General features: G+C 65.5%; 24 protein-coding genes. 8 read left to right on the top strand and 16 right to left on the bottom strand.

Annotated features, from left to right (window positions below; translation table 11 throughout):
- Nucleotides 1-6 precede the first annotated feature (6 nt).
- Nucleotides 7-1,029, bottom strand: a complete 1,023-nt coding sequence (locus C5C07_RS13795; protein ID WP_004976181.1) for a DUF5305 domain-containing protein — start codon at nucleotides 1,027-1,029, stop codon at nucleotides 7-9.
- A gap of 110 nt (nucleotides 1,030-1,139) precedes the next feature.
- Here C5C07_RS13795 and C5C07_RS13800 point away from each other — a divergent pair, with 110 nt between their 5' ends.
- Nucleotides 1,140-2,258, top strand: coding sequence for a hypothetical protein (locus C5C07_RS13800; RefSeq protein ID WP_115805295.1), 1,119 nt, complete (start codon nucleotides 1,140-1,142; stop codon nucleotides 2,256-2,258).
- A 15-nt stretch (nucleotides 2,259-2,273) separates the two neighbouring features.
- On the opposite strand, the gene C5C07_RS13805 is transcribed toward C5C07_RS13800, so the two are convergent.
- From C5C07_RS13805 to C5C07_RS13830, 6 genes are all read right to left on the bottom strand, one after another.
- Nucleotides 2,274-3,176, bottom strand: a complete 903-nt coding sequence (locus C5C07_RS13805) for a hypothetical protein (protein ID WP_115805296.1) — start codon at nucleotides 3,174-3,176, stop codon at nucleotides 2,274-2,276.
- 595 nt (nucleotides 3,177-3,771) lie between these two features.
- Nucleotides 3,772-4,161, bottom strand: a complete 390-nt coding sequence (locus C5C07_RS13810; RefSeq protein WP_004976185.1) for a hypothetical protein — start codon at nucleotides 4,159-4,161, stop codon at nucleotides 3,772-3,774.
- A gap of 185 nt (nucleotides 4,162-4,346) precedes the next feature.
- A complete protein-coding gene (locus C5C07_RS13815) occupies nucleotides 4,347-4,655 on the bottom strand; it encodes a hypothetical protein (protein ID WP_004976186.1) in 309 nt (102 codons plus the stop codon).
- Between the two features lie 98 nt (nucleotides 4,656-4,753).
- Nucleotides 4,754-5,023, bottom strand: a complete 270-nt coding sequence (locus C5C07_RS13820) for a hypothetical protein (RefSeq protein ID WP_004976187.1) — start codon at nucleotides 5,021-5,023, stop codon at nucleotides 4,754-4,756.
- 223 nt (nucleotides 5,024-5,246) lie between these two features.
- Nucleotides 5,247-7,004 carry an archaeosine synthase gene (arcS, locus tag C5C07_RS13825; RefSeq protein ID WP_050459331.1) on the bottom strand — a complete coding sequence of 586 codons (1,758 nt, stop codon included), beginning with the start codon at nucleotides 7,002-7,004 and terminating at the stop codon, nucleotides 5,247-5,249.
- Nucleotides 7,005-7,122: 118 nt separating this feature from the next.
- Nucleotides 7,123-7,482, bottom strand: a complete 360-nt coding sequence (locus tag C5C07_RS13830) for a hypothetical protein (RefSeq protein ID WP_004976191.1) — start codon at nucleotides 7,480-7,482, stop codon at nucleotides 7,123-7,125.
- A 132-nt stretch (nucleotides 7,483-7,614) separates the two neighbouring features.
- On the opposite strand from C5C07_RS13830, the gene C5C07_RS13835 reads away from it, so the two are divergent.
- A complete protein-coding gene (locus C5C07_RS13835) occupies nucleotides 7,615-8,076 on the top strand; it encodes a pyridoxamine 5'-phosphate oxidase family protein (protein WP_115805297.1) in 462 nt (153 codons plus the stop codon).
- A 117-nt stretch (nucleotides 8,077-8,193) separates the two neighbouring features.
- The gene (locus tag C5C07_RS21060) at nucleotides 8,194-8,673 is read left to right on the top strand and encodes a hypothetical protein (RefSeq protein ID WP_147302014.1); all 480 of its coding nucleotides are present in this window, start codon (nucleotides 8,194-8,196) and stop codon (nucleotides 8,671-8,673) included.
- A 181-nt stretch (nucleotides 8,674-8,854) separates the two neighbouring features.
- On the opposite strand, the gene C5C07_RS13840 is transcribed toward C5C07_RS21060, so the two are convergent.
- On the bottom strand, nucleotides 8,855-10,834 hold the full coding sequence (locus C5C07_RS13840) for a PGF-CTERM sorting domain-containing protein (RefSeq protein WP_199522749.1): 1,980 nt from the start codon (nucleotides 10,832-10,834) through the stop codon (nucleotides 8,855-8,857).
- Between the two features lie 276 nt (nucleotides 10,835-11,110).
- On the opposite strand from C5C07_RS13840, the gene epsC reads away from it, so the two are divergent.
- Nucleotides 11,111-11,974, top strand: a complete 864-nt coding sequence (gene epsC / locus C5C07_RS13845) for a serine O-acetyltransferase EpsC (RefSeq protein WP_004976205.1) — start codon at nucleotides 11,111-11,113, stop codon at nucleotides 11,972-11,974.
- A 51-nt stretch (nucleotides 11,975-12,025) separates the two neighbouring features.
- On the opposite strand, the gene C5C07_RS13850 is transcribed toward epsC, so the two are convergent.
- The 3 genes from C5C07_RS13850 to tgtA all read right to left on the bottom strand — a co-directional run bounded on the left by C5C07_RS13850 (nucleotide 12,026) and on the right by tgtA (nucleotide 14,352).
- Nucleotides 12,026-12,331, bottom strand: coding sequence for a hypothetical protein (locus C5C07_RS13850; RefSeq protein ID WP_042662634.1), 306 nt, complete (start codon nucleotides 12,329-12,331; stop codon nucleotides 12,026-12,028).
- Between the two features lie 79 nt (nucleotides 12,332-12,410).
- A complete protein-coding gene (locus tag C5C07_RS13855) occupies nucleotides 12,411-12,686 on the bottom strand; it encodes a winged helix-turn-helix domain-containing protein (protein ID WP_004041883.1) in 276 nt (91 codons plus the stop codon).
- Between the two features lie 73 nt (nucleotides 12,687-12,759).
- Complete coding sequence (gene tgtA / locus C5C07_RS13860) at nucleotides 12,760-14,352, bottom strand: tRNA guanosine(15) transglycosylase TgtA (RefSeq protein WP_115805299.1); 1,593 nt, start codon at nucleotides 14,350-14,352, stop codon at nucleotides 12,760-12,762.
- 184 nt (nucleotides 14,353-14,536) lie between these two features.
- On the opposite strand from tgtA, the gene C5C07_RS13865 reads away from it, so the two are divergent.
- The 3 genes from C5C07_RS13865 to C5C07_RS13875 all read left to right on the top strand — a co-directional run bounded on the left by C5C07_RS13865 (nucleotide 14,537) and on the right by C5C07_RS13875 (nucleotide 16,874).
- On the top strand, nucleotides 14,537-14,818 hold the full coding sequence (locus C5C07_RS13865) for a hypothetical protein (RefSeq protein ID WP_004976212.1): 282 nt from the start codon (nucleotides 14,537-14,539) through the stop codon (nucleotides 14,816-14,818).
- Nucleotides 14,815-16,335 carry a methyl-accepting chemotaxis protein gene (locus C5C07_RS13870; RefSeq protein ID WP_050459327.1) on the top strand — a complete coding sequence of 507 codons (1,521 nt, stop codon included), beginning with the start codon at nucleotides 14,815-14,817 and terminating at the stop codon, nucleotides 16,333-16,335. The genes C5C07_RS13865 and C5C07_RS13870 overlap by 4 nt, the downstream gene beginning before the upstream one ends.
- Nucleotides 16,336-16,406: 71 nt before the next feature.
- A complete protein-coding gene (locus tag C5C07_RS13875; RefSeq protein ID WP_115805300.1) occupies nucleotides 16,407-16,874 on the top strand; it encodes a cupin domain-containing protein in 468 nt (155 codons plus the stop codon).
- A gap of 38 nt (nucleotides 16,875-16,912) precedes the next feature.
- On the opposite strand, the gene C5C07_RS13880 is transcribed toward C5C07_RS13875, so the two are convergent.
- The 4 genes from C5C07_RS13880 to C5C07_RS13895 form a co-directional block, all read right to left on the bottom strand.
- Entirely contained in the window at nucleotides 16,913-18,784 is a 1,872-nt protein-coding gene (locus C5C07_RS13880) for an SLC13 family permease (RefSeq protein ID WP_115805301.1), read from the bottom strand.
- Between the two features lie 48 nt (nucleotides 18,785-18,832).
- Nucleotides 18,833-19,606 (bottom strand): CPBP family intramembrane glutamic endopeptidase, encoded by a 774-nt coding sequence (locus tag C5C07_RS13885; protein WP_004976219.1) that lies wholly within the window; start codon nucleotides 19,604-19,606, stop codon nucleotides 18,833-18,835.
- A 90-nt stretch (nucleotides 19,607-19,696) separates the two neighbouring features.
- Complete coding sequence (locus tag C5C07_RS13890) at nucleotides 19,697-20,284, bottom strand: NUDIX domain-containing protein (protein ID WP_115805302.1); 588 nt, start codon at nucleotides 20,282-20,284, stop codon at nucleotides 19,697-19,699.
- A gap of 45 nt (nucleotides 20,285-20,329) precedes the next feature.
- Nucleotides 20,330-21,061, bottom strand: coding sequence for a hypothetical protein (locus C5C07_RS13895; protein WP_004976222.1), 732 nt, complete (start codon nucleotides 21,059-21,061; stop codon nucleotides 20,330-20,332).
- 119 nt (nucleotides 21,062-21,180) lie between these two features.
- On the opposite strand from C5C07_RS13895, the gene C5C07_RS13900 reads away from it, so the two are divergent.
- Nucleotides 21,181-21,897, top strand: coding sequence for a hypothetical protein (locus C5C07_RS13900; protein WP_004976224.1), 717 nt, complete (start codon nucleotides 21,181-21,183; stop codon nucleotides 21,895-21,897).
- A 12-nt stretch (nucleotides 21,898-21,909) separates the two neighbouring features.
- On the opposite strand, the gene C5C07_RS13905 is transcribed toward C5C07_RS13900, so the two are convergent.
- Nucleotides 21,910-22,527 (bottom strand): bifunctional 2-polyprenyl-6-hydroxyphenol methylase/3-demethylubiquinol 3-O-methyltransferase UbiG, encoded by a 618-nt coding sequence (locus C5C07_RS13905; RefSeq protein WP_004976226.1) that lies wholly within the window; start codon nucleotides 22,525-22,527, stop codon nucleotides 21,910-21,912.
- Nucleotides 22,528-22,543 lie beyond the last annotated feature (16 nt).

Consider the following 22,543-nt stretch of genomic DNA (forward strand, 5'->3'; position numbering starts at 1 on the left):
GCCGGCTCAGAGATTGAGCCACGCGTGCGTGTTGGTCTCGTCGAGCGAGTAGTAGTAGATCTCGCTGCTGTCGATGACGGCGTACGTCTCGATTTCGGGGTCGAAGATGACGCGACGGTTCGTGTCGATGGCCACGTCGACGAGGTCTTCGAGGGTGAGAATCGAGATGTACGGCTTGTTCGCGTCGGTCGGGAACTCGCCGCGGGAAATCCACTCCTCGTGGCGACTGTGCGAGATTCTCGTGCGGAGTTCCTCGGGGTCGCTTCGGTACTCGGTGCGGATGACGAGGCCGGCGAGTCCGAACAGCACCAACGCGGCCGCGGCGAGTCCGCCGTACTCGACGGGGTTCGGCGGTCGCGTCACGGTCCGCGCGACGGTCGTCGAGTGTCGCCGGTCGTCGGCCAGCGACCGTTCGAGGTAGTAGGCCCGCCCGGAGAACGCGAGCGGCGTGCTCGCTTCGAGCGTGCCGCTGTACGAGCCCGTCTGGTACGTCACCGTGAGGTTGAGGCTCGTCCTGAACTGACCGACGCCGCCGGTTTCGGTCCGCTTTTGCTGGAGGTCGCGGTCGAGCGTGGAGACGTTGAGCGAGGGCGCGTCGACGGCGGTTCCGTCGGTGACGAGCGTCTGTTCGTCGAGGAGGACGGTCTCGTTCTCGTAGAACGGCGTGCCGTCGCGAACGCCGACGGTGCGCAGAACCAACCGCTGTGTGACGTTGACCGACTGGTTCGCGGGGACGTCGGTGTGGACGCGGAACGACACGTCGGGCGAAATCGTCATGAAGTAGACAGAGCGGTTCTCCAGCGTCGACCCGCGCTCGTAGAGCGTCGTGTTCTGGGTGACGACCGCCCGCGTGTCGACGCCGGTCTCGACCGACTGCACGTTCGTCTCTTCGGTCACCGTCTGCGTCGTCGGCGTGAGAAAGACGTAGCCGGCGGCGACCAGACACGCGACGCCCGCGATGGCGAGGACGGCGACCAGCACCCGAGCCTGCTGCGTGACGAAGAGTTCGAGGCGGTCGTCAAATCCCATTATCGAGAGGGGAGCGCGGCACTCGCGGGATGTACATACGGGCAGATAGTTCGAGGCGCAAGAAAACTTTTGTCCTAGCGACCGATAGGTTTTGCGAGGCAGTACAGTACATGGTCTCCGACCCCGTCGACAACGACCGAGCGGACGACATCCCGTCGTCGTTCGAAGCCTGGCTGGACCAGCGAATGAGCGAGACCGGTAAATCGCGCGACCAGTTGTGCCAGGAGTTGCTCGCGTCGCACTGGCAACTCAACGAGATCACGGAACTTCTGGGTCGCGACAGCCACGCCTCGGACGAGAGACCCAGCGAGGCGAAGAGCGCGACGCGCTCGCCGTCCAGAGATGATACGGAACCGAACAAGCCCGTGAGCGACGACGAACTAGCCGAGGTCCTCGAACTCATCGAGGGACTTCAATCGGAGGTCGATACGGAAGCACAGCGGCGCGCGCGCCTCGAACAGTCGGTTCAGACGCTTACGACGCGACTGGACGAGGTCGAAGACGCGCTCGACGAGGTCGAAGACCTACCGGCCGAACTCGACGCTGTCGAGTCCACGTTCCGCGAGCGACACCAAGCGCTCGACACGCGGTTCGACGACGAGTTCGACAACCTCCAGACGATTCTCGAGTACCTCGTCGAGACCGACGACCGCGTCGAGACGAAACTCAAGGAGATAGAGACGCAGTACGGGGCCGAGATACGGGAGATTCGGGCCGAACGCGAGCAGTTGCGTCGGGTGAAACAGGCCGCAAAGGAGGCCGATACCCACGAGGGAGACTGCGAACACTGCGGGGAGACCATCGACCTCGCGCTTCTCACCAGTCCCGAGTGTCCGAACTGTCAGCGCCCGCTGCACGGCGTCGAAAAAGAGACCAAGTGGCTCGTGCTCACCGACTACACCGTGACGGTCGCGAGCAGCGACGGGGGCACGCGGCGCGCGTCGGAGACGACCGCTCGACCCGACCTCGACGCCGCGCGGGACCCCGCGGACTCCGGCGGCCAACCGTCCGAACCGAAGCGCGGCGCGTCCGGAACGTCCGACCGCCCGGTGAGCCAGAGTCGGGAAGCGGTCGACGAGATAATCGACTCGTTCGAGTCGGTATCGACCGGCGACGACGGGACGACCGGGACCGACGAGACGGCGGACGCGACGGGTGCTATCGACCCGGACGCGGCGATAGACGCCGACGAGAGCACGTTCGAGTGGAACGAAGACGACTTCCGGTGAGGCGCGACGCCCGCCTCAGCCGAGCGATAGCGACCCGTCGGCCTCGAACTCTATCGCCGCGTCGAACAGGGATTTGAAGGTCCGGAGCGTCTGGTCGTCGTGTCGCGCCGGGTCGACGTGGTAGTGGGCGCGTGCGCCCGCCGAGGAGACGCGATTCGTGAGGATGTGGAGGAACCGGAAGAGGCGCTGGTCGTTGTTCACCGCGGCGATGAGGTTCGAAAGCGAGTGCACACAGAGCGTCGATTGGACCGACGACTCGCCCCACTCGTTCAGCGACTTCGTGATGAGGAGTCCGATGCGACGGAGGTCCGTCGCCTTCGTGACGGTCTTGATAGTTATCGGCAGGTCGGCGGCGTCGATTGTCCCGGAGGCGTCGTACGACTGGACGCTGATGAGCGTCTGGTTTTCGACGCTCCCGACGCGGTAGTTGTTGAGGATGTTGAGCTGTTCTTCGGGCGTCGTCTCGACGGACACGAGAAGCTGGTTTGCGCCCCCCGAATCGCCGGTCATGAGTTGCGTACAGAGGTTGTACTCCGCGGCGGTCTCCGCCGGGCCGACGACGAGGATGTTAGACTGCTCGGACACGAGGTCGAACACCGCCGCCGCCTTCTCGTCGAAGTTCGCCTCGTCGAACGGCGTGTCCGAGCGGTCGTCGATGAGGTCCCATTCGGACGCCTCGTCGTCCGGTAGCGACGCCGACGGACCCTGCTTCCGCCGAATCGACTCCGCGAGTTCGGAGAGCGTCGATGGCGTCCGGTCGGTCGTCGGTCCGTCCTCTCCCGCCGGCGAGACGGTGTCACCCGATTTATCCGAGGTCGGCGTCCCGTCTTCCACGCGGTCCGCAAGGTCAGATAACGACGGCGAGTTCTGTATCTCGGTGTCGGAGTCTCCCGACTCCGCATCGTCACGGTCTGCCATAGTGGCCGATGGGTGTGAGCATGGGTTGCGAGGGAGTTCGTGAAGCGGTGGCGACTGGGCGGGAACGAGAGCGAGAACGTGCCCTGTTCCCAACGTGTTTCACTGTTTTGAACTCGTAGGGGGTTCACTTAATGTATGGGGCTTTGCCGGCGAAAGACAGGATAGCGTTATACACCGTCTCGGGGGGACAGACGAGCTGATAAATTTCGTATGGGAAGACGAATAGATATCGAGAGTGGGATTTCGTCTGCTCGAATTCATGGTCGAAATCGGCGTTTTAATATTGGTATATTTAGACAATACTAACTGTTTCTGGAATCGGGTTCGAAGAATCTATGGACAAGAGCTCAGAATACGCTATAACTCAAATGAGTATAGATGCGTGGATTTCTTCACGATAGGGAAGATTTCGAATCTGATTAGCCAGCTTTTATCTAGTTCGTAGAGTTCGTCAAGCTGTAGATTCCACTCTGGCGCGAACGTGGGGGCGCACAACTACGTAGTAGAAGTTCTCATATTTACCAATACTGTCGTTAGGTAAAAATCGACCCGGGCCGGGTATCGACCAGCCGAGTCAGAAAGTCTACTGTGTTGGTTATTTGCCGAATCTGATGCCGTCTTCGACCAGTCGAAGGTTTCGTTCCCGGTCGATGTGCGGCTTCAACCAGTCGTACTCCTCGATTTGGAGGATGAGGTCCGCTTGGAGGTTCCGCCACGCGATGGCGTAGATGGGCGATTGCCCCCACGCGCGGAGTTCGGGGATGAACTCGTCGTAGCGCTCGTAGTGGCCTTCGAGGCGTTCGAGAGCGTCGACCACGTAGCCGGCGGCCTCCGATTCCGTCTCCGCGCCGTCGATGGCCCGGTTCAGTCGGGTTTCGAGCCCCTCGACGGCGCGTTGCATGTCCTGTGCCGCCGTGCCGTCGGCCTCCGGAAGCGAGTCGATGATGGGCTTCGGAACGCCGAGCGAGAGTGGTTCGATAGCCATACCTCGAACTGGGCGGCAAGGCGGCAAAAAGGCGGCGACGGTCGCAGCACGGCGCGGACGAATCCGACACCACGACGCCGTGTCGGGATGGCGGTGTCGAACAGCGTCACCACTCGTCACCGAGAACAGCGCGCCGGGGTGCCTCCGAAGGCCGTCCCGACCTCCGGTTGCGGCGCGTCGCTCTGTTACGCGTTCGTCTCGTCGGTCCGCGCCCTGAGTTCGGATTCGACGAGGGCGTCGAAGTCGACGCCGTCTGTCCGGTACTGGTCGCGGTTGTCGATGACGACCAGCCCCTTGTCTGTGATTTCGTACAGCCCGGAGTTCGGCGCGGGCCCGACTCGCGCCAACAGGTCGTAGTCCGCTAAAATCGGCAGTCGCGTGTTGATGTACGAACGGTTCTTATCGAGGATATACGAGAGATTCACGGCGGTGTTCCGCCTCCTATCTGAGAGTGCCTCGAGGATATCGAAGTCAGTTGGGACGGCCAACTTCATACATGGTTGTTCGTAGCCGCTGTTAAATAAACAGCTTATTGCGAGGGCCTACGGCCGGGTTCGCGCGGCGAGGGGCGATAGGGCGGCGATTTCGGGTCTTACCGATGGTCGAGCGCGTCGCGTGCGAGGCGCAAGTCCTCGATAATCCGCGTGTGGCGGTCGATTGCATCGTCGATATGCCGCGCCGTCGCCGCCGTGTCGACTCCGGCGTCATCGTGGTACTGCGCCTGCAGCAAATGCGACTCCAAGGCCCGCGACGTGGAGTCACTCGCCGCCAACAGCGCCTGGGTAATCGTCCAGTCTACCGTCCCGTCGTCGGGGAGTTCGTCGAACTCCAACCGCTCCCCCTCGTATCGTTCTGCCATCATGGCCCACGTTGGGACGTTATACTATTTAAAGTTATAGCGACGTGATAATTCCGACGTTTCGGGTTCGATAGGAAACCCACTATACGTACCATTTACTGGCGTTTCGGAGCCGATTAACGACGGCGATAAGTATATCAAAGTTAAGTAACTTCACCCGGTGGCGGCGAGATGTCCTGCGATTTCCGAGGCGAGTCGGGGACGCGTCACCCGCCCCGCGTTCGCGTCACCGCTCTTCGACGTGTCGAATCTCGACGCCGATGCCGCGCGTGGACTCGACCAGTTCGCGGCCGCCCATCTCGGCGCGGCCGATGGCGAACGCCTTCGGCCCCTCGACGATGACCTCGTCGCCCGGCCGGATGTCCTCGTCGGCGTCGACGACGCCCGGCGCGAGGACCGACCCGTGCGGGACGAACCCGTCGATTTCGACCGTCTTCGTCGGCGCGTCGCTGTCGCGCCACACCTTCGCACCTTCGAGCGTAAAGGAGAGCACGCCGTACTGCGGGACCATCGTCGCCAGCTGCTCGCCCGCGTCGTTCCACACCTGCAGTTTGGGGTAGCGGCTCGTCATCTCCAACTCCACGTCGGAGAAGAGCGCGTCGCCCGCGTCCGGGCCGAGTTGGTAGTCTGCGAGCGCCTTCACGACGTTGTGCTCGCGCTCCTCGCGGGTGAACTTGGGCGCGCCGTCGAGCGTTCGCATGAGGTTCCCGATGGACTCCGTCGTCGTCGGGTGCTCCGAGACGGTGAACTCCACGTCGAGGTTCAGGTCGTCCGCGACGCGCTCGACGATTTCCGTGTAGGCTCCCGGCGGGACGTGGGCGATGATTCGCGGGTAGTCGTTGCGCTCCAGATAGCGTCGGAGCACCTCGGCGACGAACGACTTCTCGTCTTCTGACCAGTCACCCGTGACGACCGAGTCGTAGTGCTGGGCGGGGTAGGTGAGTTCGAGTTCCTGCGGGACGACGCCGATGGGCGAAGTCATCGACACCATGTGCGCGCGGTACTGCACCGCCTCGTGGAACTGCCGGTGGCTCTGGGACTCGCTGTAGGGTTTCTTCGCCGAACACGGCAGGAGCACGAGCGGGTGGTCGAAGCGGTTCCGGTAGCGCTTCGTCACGCGGTCGGCGAACCGCTGAATCTCCACGCGGTCGATGGACTCCTCGGAGGCCGCGGTGAGCTCCGAGTCGCGGATGACGGGAACCCGCTCTTCTATGAAGCTGTACTGCTGGTCGAACCGCCGGAACAGGGCGGTCAGCCACTGGTCGTGGCGGGCCTGCCCCTCCACGTAGTCCCGGAGCCGACCGTCGCGCACGCGGCGGCGGACCCGCGCGAGTTCGGCGCGCAGGGCGTTGGCGTTGTGGTCGGCCGCGTCGGCGCGGGTGAACTCGGAGGCAGGTTTGCGGCAGGCCTCGCAGGCGCAGGGGAGTTCGTCGAGGTCTTCGAGGAAGTACTCGCCGTCGCTCGTGAGGTAGAACCCTTCGAGGCCGCGGGCGCGGGCGAGTTTCTCGTCGACGAGGTCGACGCCCGCGTAGACGAGCAGCGAGACGTTCCGGGGCGTGGCGACGCCCGAGAGCATGAGCGCCGTGTCGGCGGGCAGGTTCTCCTTCGCCTCGATGACGTTGTCGCGGAAGGCGCGCGCGTGGCCGACGAAGCCCTGCGCGTCCGAGAGGATGTAGGCGTCAGCGCCGTAGTCGGCGGCCGTGTCGGCGGTGACGACGGCGGCCGAGGGGAACTCCACGTCGGGGTAGTCCACCGAAAAGGACTCGCGGACCTCGTCGGCGCTCCCGGCGGGAAGCGAGCGGTGAGGGAGCACGGTCAGCACGTCGTCGGAGCCGTCGGGGAACTCGCGCTCGGCCGCCCAGAGGCTGCCGGCGTCCGCGAGCGCGTCGTCCACGACCGCCGGCGTCGTCACCGAGTCGGAGAGCCGCAACTCCCCGATTCGGGCGGCGCCGTCGCGGGCGTGAACCTCGAAGTAATCGGTCATACCCGCTTTCGGCCCCCGATAGGCAATTAACTTGTCTTCTGCGGGCGCGCCGAAACGGGGGAACGCCGGGAGTCTTCGTAAACGGCGAGCCACGCGAAAAACAGCGGAAACGAACGGACTACTCGTTTGACCGGCCGTCTTCGACTTCGATGCGCTGGGGTTCTTCGGTTTGCGCGTCGGCGTCGGCGTCGTCACGGCCGCCCAGTAGCGACGATTGCAGGTTCTTCGCGAACGACTCGACCTGGTTTCGGAGCGTCTTGACCTCCGTCTCGAACTCCTCGACGGAGCGCTCGACGTAGTGGACTCGCTGGATCGGAATCCGGCGGACGACGTCGTTGCCGCCGGCGTCCTCGTCGAGTTTGACTATCCAGTGGTCCTGAAAGTAGGCGATGTTCTCGTTTTCGACGCGTTTCTCGACGGTTCCCTCGTCGGGGTCGTCGTAGACGATTACCGCCGTACCGAGGTCTGTGTCCGTCATCACGGGCCCTTGTATCCAGACACTGGTATGTCTGGTGGCACGGCGAACCCGCCGGCGACCGAGCCCATCGGTTCGGCCGCTCTACTTCCACCGAGCCTACCGAATTTAGCCCGCCCCGCCCGAACGACCACTATGAACGCCCCCGACCCCACCGGCCCGTGGTCGCGCGACCGCGTCGACGACTTCCTCGCCGACGCGACCGTCCCGGTTCGACTCTCGTGTCGCACCCCGGCGGACGACCTCTGGATGCTCTCGCTTTGGTACGAGTGGGACGCCGAGGCGACCGAACTCCGGTGTGCCACCGCGGCCGACGCCGACGTGGTGCGATTCCTCCGCGCCCACGACGACGTGGCGTTCGAAATCTCGACGAACGACCCGCCGTACCGGGGCGTCCGCGGCCGGGGAACCGCGACCGTCGAACCCGACGCGGAGAAGGCAGTGCTGCGGCGACTCATCACGCGGTATCTCGGCGACACCGACTCGGAACTGGCCGAGCGACTGCTCTCGCCCGAGCGCGACGAGGTGATGATTCGGATTCGGCCCGAGCGGCTGCATACGTGGGACTACGCGGCGCGGATGCGTTCGTCGGAATAGTCGGGTCTGGTGAGGTGGTCAGTTACTGGTTGACGGAGACGCGCTGGGTGCAGCGTGCGAGTACTCTCCAAACACCTTTACCAGAAATACTATCTCAACAGAACGTGTAGGTAATATATGGTTTTACAGATCTCGAATTGTGTGTTTAGTAATTGTAGCTCGGCTATTAAATCAGATGTGCCAGTCCATATCGAGAATACTGTTGTTCAGGGACATTCTGATACTGGTCTAAAGGTACGTGGCCACGATTCTCCGGTCTCTGTTTCTGGAGAGAATCTATACTTTGCATCTAAAGATGGCCGCCTTGGTTTTGACTTCGAAAATGTCAATGCAAACATCTACAATTCGACTATCAGAGATCACTATGAAGACGATATCCGCTTAGGTCCGAATGTACTCGCTGATTTCGGGAGTGTCAAAACCGGAAAAGTTCAGGACACTGCCCGACTGGACCGACCAGTAATACCAACTACAGAACCAGTAGAGAGAGATTTTTCTATTAACACGACGACGGGTCGACTCCAACGTGAACATCAACTTGCAAAAGCAAAAGTGGTGTCCTCAGCCTTATCCAAGCTTATCCGTGGCGGTTTCTAAACACAGAATCTATCCTACATCGCATATTTCAACACACACTGCCCGTCACACTCTGTGACGGTCAACAGCGCAAAATAACCCCAAAGCGGGGCGCGTGCCGCGCGGGGGTGGCTTTTGGCCCGCGCGGCGTACGAAAAAGGGTGCCTCTGTGTGGTGGTGGGCCGGTGCGTCGTCAGCGGGATTACCGACGCCGGACGGCGACGAGCGCCGCCGCGACGAGCGCGACGAGGGCCGCGACGAGACCGAAGCCGGGCGCGTCGGTGGACGACTCGCTCGTCGTCTCCATCGACTCGTCGGTCATCTCGGTCGTGGGTTCGTCGGTCATCGTCTCGGTCGGCTCGTCCGTCATCGTGCCTTCGACCGTGTAGTCGGCGGTCGTGACGACCGCGCCGCCGGCGGCCACGTAGGGCCCGTCGTTTTCGCCTTCACTGGTCACGAAGTCGTAGGCCTCGTTGCCGTTGGTGTCCATGTGCGCCATCGGGACGACGGTGCCGGACTCCTCGAGCGGCGCGTCGAGGGTGATTTCGACGTTCTCGTGGGTGCCGGGTTCGAGGTACGCGGAGGTGCCGCGGACGCTCTCGAAGACCTGGCCCTCGGTGACCGTCTCGTCGTGGACCGTCACGAAGCCGCCGTCGTGGAGCGTGACGGACTCGACGGTGACGGTCGTGCCGTCGCCGGACTGGTCCATCGCGGTCACGACCGCGTTGACCGAGGTGTGGGCGCTGGCGACGACCGCGCCGCCGTCAGCCGTGAAGGGACCGTCGGACTCGCCCTCGCTGGTCACGAAGTCGTAGGCCTCGTTGTCGTTGGTGTCCATGTGCGCCATGGGGGTGAGCACCTGCGAGGAGCGAATCGGCTCGTCGAGGGTGACTTCGACGTCCTCGTGGACGCCGGCGGGCAGGTACATCGAGGTACCGACCACGCTGTCGAACACCGCGCCGCCCGACAGCGACGGGTCGTGAATCGTCACGAAGCCGCCCTCGGAGAGTTCGACGCGGTCGACCACGACGGTCGCGCCGTCCGAGGACTTCATCGTGTAGTCGACGCTGGCGGAGACGGTCGCGTTGCCGCTGTCGACGACGGCGCTGCCGTCAGCCGTGTACGGACCGTCCGCCTCGCCTTCCGATTCGGGGAAGGTGTAGGTCTCGTCGCCGTCAGTGTCCATGTGGGCCATCGGGACGACGGTGGTCGTCTCGTTCAGCGGCGAGTCGAGGGTGACCCGCACGTCGCGGTGCAGGCCGGGTTCGAGGTACGCGGAGGTGCCGCGGATGCTCTCGAAGACCTGTCCGTCGGTGACGGTGCCGTCGTGAATCGTCACGAAGCCGCCGTCGGGCAGGTACGCCGAGTCGACGACGAGGGAGTAGCCGCCGGTGGCCTGCGCGGTGTAGTTCACGCTCGCGGTGTCCGAAGGCATGGCCATCGCGGTGTCGACGACGGCGCTGCCGTCAGCCGTGTACGGGCCGTCAGTCTCCCCCTCGGACTCGGGGAACGTGTACATCTCGTCGCCGTCGGTGTCCATGTGCGCCATCGGGACGAGCGTCGTGTTCTCGGTCACGGGCGCGTCCAGCTCGACGCGGACGTTCTCGTGGACGCCGGCCGGGAGGTACGCGGAGGTGCCGCGGATGCTCTCGAACACCGCGCCCTCGGTGACGGACGCGTCGTGAATCGTCACGAAGCCGCCCTGCGAGAGTTCGACCCGGTCGACCACGACCGAGTCGCCGGTCGTGGGCTGGTCGGACATCGAGACGGTCGCGCTCGCGTTGACCATCGCGGTGTCGACGACGGCGCTGCCGTCAGCCGTGTACGGGCCGTCGGCCTCGCCGTTAGCCGCGACGAACGAGTAGACGCGGTCGCCGTCGGAGTCCATGTGGGGCATGGCGACGAACGTGCCGGACTCGCCGACCGGTTCGTCGAGGTGGACGGTCACGTTCTCGTGCGTGCCGGCGTCGAGGTACGTCGACGAGCCGACGACGCTCCCGAGGACGTTGCCGTCCGTGACGGAGGCGTCGTGAATCGTCACGAAGCCGCCGTCGGGGAGCGTGACGGAGTCGACCGTCACCGTCGTGCCGCCTGTCGCTTGGTTCTCGAAGGAGACGGACGCGGTCTCCTGTTGTGCCGCTGCGGCCGCCGGGATGCCCCCGACGACCACGACGAGTGTCATCAACACTGCGAGTGTGCGTCGCATGTCTCAGAGGGGGACGAATATTTAAAAGAAGATTTTCCGAACTGTCACCCAAATCTCTCCCCGTTGTGTCCCCATTCGCCCGATTTCGGCGGCCAGAAGCCTTATCCGGCGGTCGGGGGCGCGCCGATTCGTCGGAGCGAACGTGCCGACTGGTGAGGTCGATTCGCGCCCGAGAGTCGCGGTTCGAAGGCGGCGAATCGGGCCCGATGAGACGGGGTTAAATACCGCTCGTCCACCAACTATCGCTATCGGATGTCCTACACCTACTCGGGCGACGCGCACCTCGGGCTCGCGGCGTCCTACCGCGCCGACGACGACCCCTTCCCCACGGACACGTCGCTTTCGTTCCCGCGGCGGAATCACCTGCGAGAGGACGTCGACCTCATCAAGCGACTCCTGTTCCCGCGCTGTTGGAACGCGGGGCCGTGGGTCGGCGACGAGGAACTCCTCCGCGACGCGGTCGCCAACTTCGCCGCGCTCTGTCACTCCGGTATCGCCCCCTACGCCGACGAGGACCCCGCGCCCGTCGTCGACGAGGTGGTCAGGCGACTCCCCGACATCCGCGAGACGCTGAAGAAGGACGTCGAGGCGGCCTACAAAGGCGACCCGGCCGCGCGCGGCTACATCGAAATCATCCGGTCGTACCCCGGCGTGCAGGCGATTATCGTCCACCGCGTCGCCAACGCCTTCTACGAGGCCGGCGCGCCCGAATACGCCCGCGAACTCGCCGAGTACGCGAAGATGGAGTCGGGCATCGACATCCACCCCGGCGCGACCATCGGCGACTACTTCTTCATCGACCACGGCACCGGCGTCGTCATCGGCGAGACGACGACCATCGGCGAGTGGGCGCGCATCTATCAGGACGTGACCCTCGGCGCGCTCCACTTCGAGGAGGACGAAGACGACGAACACTCGCTCAAGAAGGGGTACAAGCGCCACCCGGACATCGGCGACAGCGTCGTCATCGGCGCGGGGACCAAGGTGCTCGGCGCGGTCTCCGTCGGCGACCACGTGAGCATCGGCGCGAACTCGTGGGTCACGGAGGACGTGCCGGACCACACGAGCGTCTTCATCTCCGAACACCCGACCCACGAGCGGAAACACCGCGACTGAGCGGGCGAAGGTGCGTCAAAACCGGACGGGAGCGCGGGAAAAATCGTGTTTTCAGTCGAACGTGATCCACGCGAGGAACACGAGGCCGAACGTCTCGAAGACGTGCAACAGCATCATCAGCCGCCAGGCGATGACGGGCACGTCGGTGCTGAACCACCCCGAGAGCGTCGGGTCGAGGATGTACATATAGAACGCCAGCGCGTTCTCGGCGAGGAGGAACACCCCGAACACGAGGAGTCCGACGGCGTGTTTGGACCTGAAGGTCAGGTAGTTTCGGGCCCACACCGCCGATAGTGCGAGTAGCACGACGACGTTGACGCCCGAGGAGACCGTCGCGACGTCCACCCAGATACTCATTCGTTCTCTCCTTTCCCCGTCATCCTGATATACGCTTTCCCAAATCTTTCCATAATCACCGCGTCCGTGACTCGCATGCTCAGTCCATTCGCTCGACGATCGTCTCGACGGTCTCCCAGTTGGCGCGACACCGCGGCGACGGGAGGTAGACCGCGCCGTAGTCGTCGCCGCTTCGCTGGACCACGTCGTTGTCCATGAGCACGTCGAGGTGGTGCCGGACGGTCTTGTAGTCGAGGTCGAGCGTCTCGGCCAGTTGGTTGGCGTTTCGCGGCTGCTCCTCTACGGTCTTGAGAATACGCACACGGTTTTCGCCGCCGCGGGTTCCCGTGAGCACGTACCAGAGGACAGCCTCCATCGTGTTCGTTGATACGTCGGGTGAACCTAAGAGCATCGACCGACAGACGCCGACGCGACCGCCCGGGTCGGCGCTACTCGTCTGACAGTCCGTCGGAGTCGCCCACGTCGCGCTCGTCGCCTCCGTCGGCGGCGTCAGCGGCCTCGCCTTCGTCGTCCCCCTCGGACGACGCCTCGTCGCCCAACCGCTCGGAGACCGTCGAAAGCGACTCCAGCTCGACCGACTCGGGGACGCGGGCGAGCGCCGACTCGGGCCAGTCGTCGTGCGCCAGCGTGAACGCCGCGTCGGGGTTCTCCTCGACCAGCCGCGAGACGCCGCGGGCGGCCTGCTCGTAGGCGTCGCGGTCGAGTCGCTCGGGGACCTCGGCGGTGAGCGGGTACGTCTCGGAGAGCGACCGCGGGAACGGGCCGAACGGCGGGACGACCCGCCACGTCGCGTCGAAGTCGTCGCCGGAGGGAGTGCCGCCCTCGGTGAGGAGGACGTGGCCCTCGGCGGTCAGGCGGTCCATCCGGGCGTGGTGGCGCGCGACCTCGGGCCGGTGGGCGCTCTCGTTGGAGGCGTAGAAGAACGCGCCCTTCGAGGCGGGGTCCTCGCGTTCGAGCTGGTCGACGTGGTCGAGGAGGGCGCGGTAGCCGTCGAGCATCGCCGGGTGCGAACGGGTGCGCTCCTCGACGAGTTCCATCAGGTCGCCGTCGCGGATGGCCTGCTTGATGCGGCGGAGTTCGGCGAACGTGACGTGGAGGTTGTGCTCGGCGAGCAGTTGCTCCTGTTCTTTCGACCCCGCGGCCCGCAGGTCGTCGGGCGAGTACTCGGTACAGATGGGGCAGGTACACGGGAGATATTCGAGGTCTTCGAGGTGTTCGGTCCCGCGGACCGTGAGATACCGGCCGTCGCGGGCGTAGAGGGCGTAGGCGGCGGAGTCGAAGAGGTCGCAGCCGAGCGCGACGGCGAGCGCGAGCATCATCGGGTGGCCCGCGCCGAACAGGTGAACCGGGGCGTCGACGCCGAGGCCGCGCTTGGCGGCCGCGACGGCGTCGACCATGTCGTCGTAGCGGTAGGCGTTCATCATCGGGACGACCGCGCCCACGGGGAACACGTCGAGGTCGGTCGCGTCGGCGTGGCGGCCGGCCTCCTCGCGGAGGTCCGGGTAGGTCGACCCCTGAACGGGCGCGTTCACGAGCATCTCGCCCGTGTCGGCCGCCTCGGCGTCGGCGAGGGCCTGTCTGGTGATTTCGAGGTCCGTCTCGGCCTGCTCGCGGGCCACGTCCGGCGGCGTCGGGATGTCGACCGGGGTGGCGATGTCGGTCCCGATGTCGCGCTGGAACTGCAGAATCTCCTCGGTCGTCGTGTCGATTTCGCCGTACTCGGCGAGTTGGAACGACCCCGAGTCGGTCATGATGGCCCCGTGGAAGTCGAGCATCTCGTGGAGGCCCACGTCGAGGGCCTCCTCGCGGAGGTGCTCGTTCGTCTTGATGATGTAGGAGTTGGTGATGAGGATGTCCGCGCCGAACTCGGACTCCAACCGCGCGGGCGAAATCGTGTCGATGTTCGGGTTGACGACCGGCAGGAGGGCCGGCGTCTCGACGGTGACCCCCGCACGCGGGACCGACAGACGGCCGATTCGGCCGGCGAGGTCCCCGTCGCGGAGTTCGAAGTGGTCGCGCATGGAGTGGCGTTTCCCGAGCGCGGCGGTAAGGGTTCCGTTCGCGGGTCGGCCGCGCGCGAAAACAGACGCGCGACCGGAAATCGGTTCACGCGTTGAAATGTTCTAGAAAACATACAGCAAGGGTATCAAACGTGATTTTTTGGGCGAACAGTTTACAAAGAGATTAGCAGAACTGGGAAACCAGATGTTAGCCAACCTATCGCCACTCGAAGTAACCGCGCTCGCCGTCGCGCTCGTCGGGCTGATACCGGTTATCACGCAGTACAGAGACGAGACGAAGCTGTTCGCCGCGGGGTACGTCATGCTCGTAATCGGCATCGTGGCCACGAACGTCGAGGCGCTCTTCCTCGGGTCGGTGCTCAACTTCGTCGAGCACGCGGTCGGCATCGGCCTCGCGGGCGTGACGTTCTTCGCGGCCGCGTACGTCCGCCGGAAAAACGTCATCAAAGGCGGTGAGGGCTCGTGATAATCGACGCGTTCTTCGACGCTATCGGAACCCTCGGGTTCATCGGCGCGGCGGTGCTGGCGTGGCTCAACTACCGCGACACCGACGCGGAAGCGTCGTTCTGGCTGACGTACGCGTTCGCTTCCGTGCTGGCGATTCTGTGGATGGCCAGCCTCACGCTGGAAAAGGTCGGCATCTATCCCGAGGTGTTCGACCTCGCGAGTTCGCCGCTCATGACCGCCACGGTCGCCGTCTTCGCCATCGGCGGCACGGCGACGCTCGCCATCGTCGCGGACATGAAGGAGCTCGTCAACAGCGCCGAAGAACGGCGGCGCGAACTCGACGCGCTGACGACGGACCTCGAACGGCAGGCAGAGAACTACGGCGACGCGATGCAGACGGCCGCCGACGGCGACCTTACCGTCCGCGTCGACGCCGAGAGTCAGAACGACGCGATGCGTCGCATCGGCCGCGGGTTCAACGAAATGTTGGAGGCCATCGACTCGGTCATCGTCCAGATACAGACGTTCGCCGAGCAGGTCGACGACGAGAGCTCCGAGGTCACCGCGAGCGCGGACGCCGTGAAGACGACGAGCACGGACGTGGCGAACAGCATCGAAGAGATTTCGGCGGGCAACGAGACGCAGCACCGGAACCTCAACGCCGCGGAGTCCGAACTGAGCAACCTCTCTGCGACCATCGAGGAAATCGCCTCCTCCTCCGAGGAAATCGCGCGGCAGTCCCAACAGACCGTCGGGCGCGCCAAGGAGAGCCAAGAGGCCGCCAGTTCGACCATCGAGAAGATGGAGCAACTGGAGTCGCGGTCGACCGAGACCGTCAGCGAGGTCGAGGACCTCCAGCAGTCGGTCACGCAGATCAGCGAAGTCGTCGACCTCATCGACGACATCGCGGAGAAGACGAGCATCCTCGCGCTCAACGCCTCCATCGAGGCGGCGGGCGCGGGCGACGCCGGTGAGGGGTTCGCCGTCGTCGCCAGCGAGGTGAAGACGCTCGCGGAGGAGACCGCCGAGGCGACCCAGGAGGTCGATTCGCTCATCCGCGACATCGAGAAATCGACCGAGAACGTCGCCGAAGACACCTTCGAGACGCAAGACGAGGTCGAAGCGAGCCGCGAGACCGTCGGCGAGACGGTGGACGTGCTCGAGGAAATCGTCCACAAAATCGAAGACAGCAACGACTCCATCCAGTCCATCAGCAGCGCCACCGACGAGCAGGCGCAGTCGACCCAGGAGGTCGTCACGATGATGGACGAGATAACGAACCTCAGCGACCGGACGGCCTCCGAGGCCCAGAACGTCTCCGCCGCGGCCGAAGAACAGACGGCCGCGACCCAGCAGATTGCGGCGTCGTCCTCGTCGCTCTCGGAGCGCGCACAACAGCTCAAGTCGCTCGTCTCGCAGTTCGACTCCGGACGCGCGGCGGGCGGCGCACCGGGCCGCGAGACGGCGACGCCCGCGGCCTCGACCCCCAACCGAGCGATGCGGGCCGACGGGCGCGGCGACGACCGTCCGAACTGACCGACGCCCGGCGACCGCGCCGGCGAGCGACCCCGACGAACGTTTTTCCGCCGACTCGCCGAACGCCCGATATGGAACCGGTCAACGAGTCCGACCTCGACTGGAGGGTCCGCGACGGCGTCGAAGGCACGTTCAAACAGAAGCGATTGGGCGCGGCCGCCGGAAGCGACCACCTCGGCTGTAGCCTCTACGAACTCCCGCCCGGCGCACAGCCGTGGTCGTACCACTACCACGCCGCGAACGAGGAGGCGCTGTACGTCCTCTCCGGGCGCGGGCAGGTTCGCCTCGGCGGCGAGGTCCACGCCCTCTGCGAGGGCGACTACGTCCCCTGCCCGACCGACGAGTCAGGGGCGCACTGCGTCGTCAACGACGGCGACGAACCGCTCCGGTATCTGGCGATGTCGACCATGCGCGACCCCGACGTGACGGTCCACCCAGCCATCGACAAAGTCGGTGTCTACGTCGGCGCGCCGCCGGGGCGCTCGGCGGACCGAACGGTCTCGGCGTTCTACGACCACGAGTTCGACGGCGACGACTGAGTCGGCGGTGGCCGACTCGCACGGCGGGGGCGACGCGCCTACGCGCCGACGCCCCAGAAGAAGGCGATGCCGGCCACGGTGACGACCGACAGGAGCAACTGCAGCGGCGCGCCGACGCGGAGGAAGTCCGAGAACGTGTAGCCGCCGGGGCCGTAGACGAACAGGTTCGTCTGGTAGCCGACCGGCGTCATGAAGGCCGTCGAGGCCGCGAACGTCACGGCGAGGACGAACGCGAACGCGTTGGCCCCGATTGATTGGGCGGCGCTGGCGGCGACGGGAATCATGAGCACGACGCTCGCGTTGTTCGAGATGACGCTCGTGAGCAACCCGGTCGCGAGGTAGAACACCCACAGGACGCCGAGTGCGGGGAGGAACGTCGCCGTCGAGGCGACGGCGTCACCGAGGAGCGCCGCGGCACCCGTCTGTTGGAGCGCGACGCCGAGCGGGATGACGCCCGCGAGCAGGAAGATGACGTTCCACTCGACCGACTTGTACAGTTCGTTCGGTTTGAGCACGCCGGTGAGAATCATCGCGACGACGCCGCCGAGCGCCGAGACGACGATTGGGAGGACGTTGAACGCCGGGAGCGCGACGACGCCGGCGATGATGGCGACGGCGAACGGCGTCTTTTCGGTTCGGTAGTCGGTGTCCTCGAACTCGTGGGCGACGATGAAGTCCTCGTTTTGGACGAGTCGCGTGAGGCTGTCGGGCGGTGCCTGCACGAGCAGCGTGTCGCCGACGCGGATGTCGATGTCCTCGAACCGGTCGCGGACGACCTTCCCGCGGGTCCGGAAGGCGAGGACGTTCGCGTCGTAGCGCTGTCGAAACGTCGAACTGGCGAGGCTCTCGCCGACGAGAAACGAACCCGACGGGATGACGACTTCGACCATGACCGGCTCTTCTTCGCCCGGGTGGAGCTCGCTCTCCGAGCGGGGCCCGCCGACGAACGTGAGCCCTTCCGAGCGCATGATTCGTTCGAGCGTCTCCCGGTTCGTGCGGAGCCGGAGCGTGTCGTTCTGGTGAATCTCCTTGCGGGCCAGCGGCTCCAAGAACTGCTCGCCGTAGCGGATGAGCTGTAACACGTCGATGTCGAGGTCGTCGTTCCCGAGGGCCTCCTGAACGGTCTGGCCGATGAGCGACGAGTCCGCGGGGACGACCACGTCGGCGAGGTACTCCTGGAGCGCGTACTCCTCGAGGAGGTCGTCCTCGGCGGGCACCCGCTTCGGGAGCAGGCGGACGCCGACCGTCATGAGGTAGACCGCGCCGACCACGAAGACGATGACGCCGAGCTTGGTGAACTCGAACATGCCGAAGGCGTGGAGGCCGAGGCCCGGCGACTCCCGTCCGAGTTGGGCCGCGATGTCGCTGGCGAGGATGTTCGTCGAGGTCCCGATGACCGTCAGGGTGCCGCCGAGCATCGAGGCGAACGAAAGCGGCATGAGGAGCTTCGACGGCGAGGTCTTGCCCTTGTGCGCGAGGTCTGCGACGACCGGGACGAGGATGGCCACGACCGGCGTGTTGTTGATGAATCCCGACACCGGGCCGGTGACGCTAATCGTCGCGGCGAGTTGCTTCGTTTGGCTGTTGCCGGCGTACTCGGCCATCTTCCGGCCGATGAGTTGGACGATACCGGTTCGGTTGACGCCAGTGCTCAAGATGAGCATCGCCAACACGGTGATCGTCGCGGGGCTGGCGAATCCCGAGAGCCCCTCCTGCGGGGTGATTTGCGTCCACGGCTCCAGCACCATCAGGAGGACCATCACGACGATGGCGGTCACGTCGATGGGGAGCCACTCGGTGGCGAACAAGACGAGAGAGAGGAGGATGAGCGCGAAGACGACGAGCATATCCACCGTGACGGCCGCCGGAACCAGCCCCTGGACGGCCGACACGAGTGTGGAGAAGAACACGTCTGTTCGAGGGGACAGCGAAGGAAAAAGGCTGGTATCGCCGGCCGCTTAGAACAGCAGCCCGGTCGGGACCTCGCCGGGGTTCATCTCGGCGAACTTGAACACGAGGTACGCCAAGGAGAACAGCGTCGCGTTGTACGCGCCGTGGATGAGCGCCGGGACGGCGATGTTGTCGGTCAGCTCGTACGCCGTGCCGAAGACGACGCTCGGGAAGAACAGGATGCCGATGGTGACGAGTCGACCGCCCGCGCCGCCGGTGAGCGCGACGTAGTGAATCGCCGCGAAGATGGCGCTGGCGAGGGCGATGCCCGGAACCGGGCCGAACGACTCGCGGATGCGGTTCTGGACGACCCCGCGGAACAGCAGTTCCTCGCCGGGGCCGATGAGGAGGAACGACGCCGGGACGAGGAGCAACAGCACTTCGGGGTCCTGCGCGGCGATTTCGGTCACCTGGTTCGACCCCGCTTGGACGCCGAACGTCGAGACGAGGAACGCGCCGACGAACGCCGCGACGAGCGCCGTCACGTAGCCGAGGACGACCGCGACGACGTCGCGGAGCGACGGGACGGAGACGCCGAAGTACGAGCGTCCGAGACCGCGGTACCGACTGTAGGCGACGGCGACGCCGCCGAAGGCGATGCCCTGCAGGAGAACCAGCGACGTGACGACGAGCGCGAGCGGTGTCAGTTCGATGCCCGCGCTCAACGCCGCGAACTGCGTGATGACAACGAGTATGGTCCCCACCGCGAGACCGCCGCCGCCGAGGGCGATGGCCGCGAGGAAGGACCGAACGGGGTCGGGGAGGCGCGTCGTAGTAGCCACAATCGACCCCTTGGGGCGCCGGCGTCAAAATCCTTCTCGCCTCGGAGGGGGGTTCGAGACGCGAACGCGGGGTGCGCGGAACCGACCGCGCTACTCGCCGGCGAGTTCGTAGTAGAGCACGCCGAGGACCGTCCGCGCGTCGCGGACCTCGCCCGCGAGGACGGCCCGCTTGAGGTCGTCGTAGCCGACCGTCGTCGGGCGGATGCTCTCGTTGAAGTCGAGGTTCTGGTCGGCGCTCGGCTCGCACCCGCGCGCGACGAAGTAGTGGTGGACCGAGTTGGCGATGCCGTTGGCCGGCTCGACGGTCACGAGCGGTTCGACCGCCTCGGCCTCGTGACCGGTTTCCTCGGCGAGTTCGCGCCGGGCGGCCGCGGCGTAGTCGTCGTCGTCCGGTTCCGTGCCGCCGGCGGGGAGTCCGCGGTTCGTCCGGCCGACGGCCTGTCGCCACTCGTCGATGACGACCACGTCGCCGTCGGGCGTGAACGGCAGGACGACGACCGCCGCCGGCTCGTCGACGTAGTGGAAGTCCGTCTCGGTCCCGTCGGGGAGCCGAACGTCGTCCATGCGGATGTCGAAGCCGGGACACGAGTAGTCGATGCGCGTGTCGGTGGTCTCCCACGCGAGGTCGTCGGTGGGGGCGGCGAGACTGTCGTCAGCCGTCTCGGAGTCGTCGTTCATGACATCACGTGCCGGCGGTGATTCCAAAAGCGTCGCGGTGCCCCGCTACCCAGCGTCGTCGAACGAGACGGTCGCGAGGTCGGCTTCGAGGTCGTCGACGTACTCGTTGTACGCCTCCACGAACGCGACGAAGTCGCCGGCGAGTTCGCGCACGTCGGGCGCGGCGGGGGGTTCGTACTGCGACAGCAGGTAGATGCCGCCCTCGCCGCCGACGCGGAGGTACGACGCCCGCGGGCCGTCCCACTTCAGCTCCCAGCGCGTGCCGCCGACCCGCTGGGTGAAGGTGCCGTACTCGCCGTCGAAGCGGTTGAGTTCGCCCGCCATGGTGTCGGCCACCTCGCGGATGGTCGAGACGAGTTGGTCCCGCTGGGCGACGATTTCCTCGGTCGTCGTGACCGCGGGGAACTCCGTCGGTACGTCGTCGAGGACGCCGTCGAGCGACTCGACGTGCTCGTTGTACGCCTCAACGAACGCCGGGTAGTCCTGCATCGCCGTTCCGAGCGCCTTCGGCTCCGGGGGCTGTTTGGTCGAGACGACGTACGTCTCGCCGCCCGACTTCCCCTTGAACCGGAGGTACTGCAGCGCGCCCGCCTCGTACTTGAGCGTCCACGTCCCGCGGCGCGTCTTGAACGTCTCCTGGCCGTAGTCGCCGCCCTGGAGGATGGCGAGTTCGCGCGCGATGGGTCCCGCGTGGGCTTCGACCGCGGCGACGACCTCGTCGCGGTTGGCCGCGACGTCGTCGACGCTCGTGATATCGAACGAGAGGGCGTCAGTCATTGTCGGAGGGTGGGGGTTGGAGGGGATAAGTTCGTTCGTCGCCAGTTTTATCACCGATAGTACACGTCTCGAACGTGATGAGCCAACACAGGGCAACGATTGGTGGGACAATCGGGGGCATGGCACAACGGGCGAACCCGGCGTTCGCGGGCGGCATCGTCGCCGTGTCGGTAGTCGCACTCGCGTACGCGGTCACGCTCGGGTCGCTCCAGCAACACACGTACGTCCACGTCATGGCGGGACTGCTCTGGACCGGGACCGACCTGTTCATGGGGGCGATTCTCGGGCCGGTCATCGGCGGGTTGACCGACGAACAGAGCGCCGCGGTGTTCGAGCGCCTCACGCCGAAGACCTCGTTTTTCCTCCCGTCGATGGCGCTCGTCACCATCGCCGGCGGCATCACGCTCGCCCAGCGACTCGGGGTGTTTCCCCACGCCGAACCGTGGCTCGCGCTGTTCACCGCCGCGAACCTGATTCCGGTTCTCCTCCTGCTCGGGTGGCGGCTGAACGCGTGGCGCGACCGACGCTGGCAGGTCGTCTTCGCCGTCGCCACCGTCGGGTCGCTCGCGTGGGTCGCGACCACCATCGGCGACTTCCAGATGACGACCCCGGCCATCGTCGTCGCGCTCGTCATCGTCACTATCCTCTCGGTGCAGGGCTTCGGCTTCCTGATGCCCGGCGAGATACGGATGTACTTCGAGATGACCTCCGAGGACCCCGACCCCGGCGTCATTTCGGCCATCGGAAAACAGAACGCCATGCTCGGCGGCGTGCAGGGACTGTTCCAACTCGTCCTCATCGCCGACATGGTGTACCTCCGCTACGGCGGGTTCTGACCCGAACCGAGGTCAGTCGGTCCGGCGGAACACGCGGAGGGTGTCGCGGTCGCCGCGCTCGCAGGCGACCTGTTCGAAGCCGAACGGCGCGAACACGGCCTCCCAATCGCGGTAGTAGAGGGGGAAGTCGTACTCGTCGTCGTTGACGCCGCGGTCCTCGGGCGGGACCGACTGGTCGCCCTCGTTTTCGACGGTGACGAAGTAGTCGCTCGCGCTCCGGGCGAGCGCCTCGAACACCCACGCGTCGTCGGGGTGGATGTGCTGGAGCGTCTCGATGGAGTAGACGGCGTCGAACTGGCCCGGGGAGAACTCCTCGGCGACCTCCTCGATGGCGGCGGCGTGGAACGTCCCGCAGTCGGCGAGGTCGGGGTAGGCGTCGGCCATCACCTCGAAACAGTCGGGGTTGATGTCGACGCCGTGGAGGTTCTCGAAGCCGTGTTCGCGGAGGTGCGAGAGGTGCCGACCGGGACCGCAACCGAGTTCGAGAATCGACGCCGAGGGGTCGAGACGCGCCTCGAAGACGCGCCGAATCGACTCGCTCGTCTCGTTCGGCCCGTAGTACGCGTAGTACTCCGGCGAGAACTCTCCCGACCGATTCGCCCACTTCCGACGAACGTCGTTAGCATCCACGGTGTCGGAGACCGTC

It is taken from the genome of Haloferax sp. Atlit-4N, from assembly GCF_003383025.1.
In the GTDB taxonomy this organism is placed as follows: Archaea; Halobacteriota; Halobacteria; order Halobacteriales; family Haloferacaceae; genus Haloferax; species Haloferax gibbonsii.

Excerpts from the sequence above, each read along its gene's own strand:
- C5C07_RS13795 (WP_004976181.1), bottom strand. The coding sequence starts at position 1,029 with ATGGGATTTGACGACCGCCTCGAACTCTTCGTCACGCAGCAGGCTCGG.
- C5C07_RS13800 (WP_115805295.1), top strand. The coding sequence starts at position 1,140 with ATGGTCTCCGACCCCGTCGACAACGACCGAGCGGACGACATCCCGTCG.
- C5C07_RS13805 (WP_115805296.1), bottom strand. The coding sequence starts at position 3,176 with ATGGCAGACCGTGACGATGCGGAGTCGGGAGACTCCGACACCGAGATA.
- C5C07_RS13810 (WP_004976185.1), bottom strand. The coding sequence starts at position 4,161 with ATGGCTATCGAACCACTCTCGCTCGGCGTTCCGAAGCCCATCATCGAC.
- C5C07_RS13815 (WP_004976186.1), bottom strand. The coding sequence starts at position 4,655 with ATGAAGTTGGCCGTCCCAACTGACTTCGATATCCTCGAGGCACTCTCA.
- C5C07_RS13820 (WP_004976187.1), bottom strand. The coding sequence starts at position 5,023 with ATGATGGCAGAACGATACGAGGGGGAGCGGTTGGAGTTCGACGAACTC.
- arcS (WP_050459331.1), bottom strand. The coding sequence starts at position 7,004 with ATGACCGATTACTTCGAGGTTCACGCCCGCGACGGCGCCGCCCGAATC.
- C5C07_RS13830 (WP_004976191.1), bottom strand. The coding sequence starts at position 7,482 with ATGACGGACACAGACCTCGGTACGGCGGTAATCGTCTACGACGACCCC.
- C5C07_RS13835 (WP_115805297.1), top strand. The coding sequence starts at position 7,615 with ATGAACGCCCCCGACCCCACCGGCCCGTGGTCGCGCGACCGCGTCGAC.
- C5C07_RS21060 (WP_147302014.1), top strand. The coding sequence starts at position 8,194 with ATGGTTTTACAGATCTCGAATTGTGTGTTTAGTAATTGTAGCTCGGCT.
- C5C07_RS13840 (WP_199522749.1), bottom strand. The coding sequence starts at position 10,834 with ATGACACTCGTCGTGGTCGTCGGGGGCATCCCGGCGGCCGCAGCGGCA.
- epsC (WP_004976205.1), top strand. The coding sequence starts at position 11,111 with ATGTCCTACACCTACTCGGGCGACGCGCACCTCGGGCTCGCGGCGTCC.
- C5C07_RS13850 (WP_042662634.1), bottom strand. The coding sequence starts at position 12,331 with ATGAGTATCTGGGTGGACGTCGCGACGGTCTCCTCGGGCGTCAACGTC.
- C5C07_RS13855 (WP_004041883.1), bottom strand. The coding sequence starts at position 12,686 with ATGGAGGCTGTCCTCTGGTACGTGCTCACGGGAACCCGCGGCGGCGAA.
- tgtA (WP_115805299.1), bottom strand. The coding sequence starts at position 14,352 with ATGCGCGACCACTTCGAACTCCGCGACGGGGACCTCGCCGGCCGAATC.
- C5C07_RS13865 (WP_004976212.1), top strand. The coding sequence starts at position 14,537 with ATGTTAGCCAACCTATCGCCACTCGAAGTAACCGCGCTCGCCGTCGCG.
- C5C07_RS13875 (WP_115805300.1), top strand. The coding sequence starts at position 16,407 with ATGGAACCGGTCAACGAGTCCGACCTCGACTGGAGGGTCCGCGACGGC.
- C5C07_RS13890 (WP_115805302.1), bottom strand. The coding sequence starts at position 20,284 with ATGAACGACGACTCCGAGACGGCTGACGACAGTCTCGCCGCCCCCACC.
- C5C07_RS13895 (WP_004976222.1), bottom strand. The coding sequence starts at position 21,061 with ATGACTGACGCCCTCTCGTTCGATATCACGAGCGTCGACGACGTCGCG.
- C5C07_RS13900 (WP_004976224.1), top strand. The coding sequence starts at position 21,181 with ATGGCACAACGGGCGAACCCGGCGTTCGCGGGCGGCATCGTCGCCGTG.